Source organism: Arthrobacter gandavensis, assembly GCF_039528575.1.
GTDB classification, from domain to species: domain Bacteria; phylum Actinomycetota; class Actinomycetes; order Actinomycetales; family Micrococcaceae; genus Arthrobacter_B; species Arthrobacter_B citreus_B.
The window spans coordinates 1-2,277 of record NZ_BAAALV010000006.1 but is presented as its reverse complement, the minus strand read 5'-3'; the positions used below and the strand labels follow the sequence as shown (position 1 = coordinate 2,277).

Here is a 2,277-nt window from a genome sequence, read left to right as displayed (position 1 = left end):
CTGCGGAGCCTGAACTGCTTTAACACCACCCCCACCACCGGGCCCGCACACACATGCGGGCCCATCCCCGTTTAACACCCCTCAGGGCCGGTCCCGCCGGGCCTCGTGCCGTCCCCGCTGCAGCCCGGCCCGGGCCTTCCCACGGCCAGTGATGAGTTTGGGTGCCGCGGCCGATGATTCTCCTCACTCTCTACCCAGATGCAGACGTGCCGCGTAGCCTCTCAGGCCACGGCCCAGTGCCGCCTTTCCGGAGCTCACCACTTCGGATCCACATCACGCCGAGACTGGAAGCGGGAACCCTATGAGTCTGCGTCTGCCCCCTGTTCATTCCGCTGTCCCTAAGCGGGGAAGGCCGAGCCTGCCCCGCGCTTCTGCGGGGACCGGCGTCGTAGGTGTCCTTGTCTTCCTGCTTCTGCTGCTGCAGTTCGCCATGCCGGCGCAGGCCGTGTTTTCGGGTGAATCGCCCGGGGAGGAGCTCCCGTCGGACATCACCGAGATCACCATGACCGGCACCGGTGCGGGTCAAGGTGTGGCCGGCGGACTGCCTCCCTTAGGTACGCCGTTCGATCCGACAACCGGATATCCCGCGGACGTGCCGGCGGGCTACGAGCCCGCAAATGAGGGGTTTGCCGGCATCATCACCACTGTCGACGCCGTCGGCAACACGCAGCAGATGTACTGCATCGACATTCGTACCTCCACCTACACCGGCCTGGGTTACGAGAGCGGCACCTGGGACGAGTCCAACGTGCCGAACATCGGCTACGTCAACCGGGTGCTGAACAGCTATTACCCGGACCAGCCGGGGCTGCCGGACGCACCATCGGACAACATAAGGGCAGCAGCAGTGCAGGCAGCTGTATGGTTCTTCAGCGATGGCTACGTCCTTGAAGACACTGACAGCGTACGGCCGTACACGGCAGCAATCGTTGCCGCCGTACTCGCTGCGGGCCCGCTGACTGAACCGCCTGCACCCAACGTATCCATTGATCCGCCGACTGCGGCTGGCCCTACCGACGGCGTCACCGGGCCATTCACCATTACTTCCGATCCAGGCACCGTCACCGTCGCGGTTCCGGCCGGCTACACCCTGTACACGGATCCTGCCGGTACCGTTCCACTCACCGGCACGACCGTAACCTCCGGTACGCAGCTGTGGGTGCGGAACGACAACCAGACCACGGATCCGGTTGTTCTGACCGCTACGGCCGTGGTTCCTGTTCAGACCGGAAACGTCTACCTCTATGCGGGCAACAATCCCCAGGTCACCACTGCCCAGAAGCTCATCCTGGCAGCTGACGCGCAGATCGAGTCCAATGCCCAGGCAACGGCCGAGTTCTTTGTAGCCGGCGACCTGACCGTCAGCAAGGCGTTTGCCGGTGAGGGAGCCGGGCTGCAGGGCGACATATCCCTGGTGGTGGACTGCGGGGCATCGGGCGTCTTTACCTTCGACATCCCCGCCGGTACCAATACTGCGGTGACTGAGACGGTCGCAGGACTCCCCGTTGGTACGGTCTGTTCAGTCACTGAACCAGTCACTGGATCGACGACGGCGGTAACGGTCACTCCGGTGCTCCCCGAACCCGTCACCATTACGGATGGAGAGAACCTTCTTGCCGTCACGAACACGGTTGACCTCAATCCGGGCAGCCTGCTGGTTACCAAGACCATCACCGGCACCGGCGCCGGACTGCAGGATGACATTGTCATCCACGTCCAGTGCGGCGAAGGAATCGTAGATGAAGTCTTTGTCCTGGCAGCCGGCACCACGGCAGGCGGATACACCCAGCTCTACGAAGGGATCCCTGCAGGGACGCTCTGCAACATCTCCGAACCGACCTCCGGGGCCAACGAAGATGTCACCGTCGAGTCAACGTTCACCGGTGAAGTGGCAATCCTGCCTGGCGCGACGCAGGCCACCGGGGTTACCAACCTGTATGCGCCGGTTCCTGTTACTCAACGCCTGCCCAAGACGGGCGCGGAGTCACTGAGCCTGGCATTGATGGGAGGCGGAGCGGTAATTGCCGGATCCTCCCTGGTCCTGGCGTCGCTTCGGCGCCGGCAGGGATAGTCTCTTCTGACCGGTATTTAGCTGCGGCGCCGGGTCTGCCCACAAGGGCGGATCCGGCGCCGCAGCGCTGATTTGCGCCAGCCCCCAAACCTGTGTAAAGTCTTCTGAGTCGCCGCAGCCGGGACGCTCACGGAGCGCCTGAAGCATGGCGGCCAAACCCCAACTTTCTTTCGATGGTTGATCTGCTGTGTGCCTTGTGTGCCGGC

1 protein-coding gene is annotated in these 2,277 nt (G+C 63.7%); it reads left to right on the top strand.

What is annotated here, in order from left to right; genetic code table 11:
• Positions 1-301 precede the first annotated feature (301 nt).
• Complete coding sequence (locus ABFX29_RS13580; RefSeq protein ID WP_152229598.1) at positions 302-2,071, top strand: thioester domain-containing protein; 1,770 nt, start codon at positions 302-304, stop codon at positions 2,069-2,071.
• Positions 2,072-2,277 lie beyond the last annotated feature (206 nt).

Excerpts from the sequence above, each read along its gene's own strand:
- ABFX29_RS13580 (WP_152229598.1), top strand. The coding sequence starts at position 302 with ATGAGTCTGCGTCTGCCCCCTGTTCATTCCGCTGTCCCTAAGCGGGGA.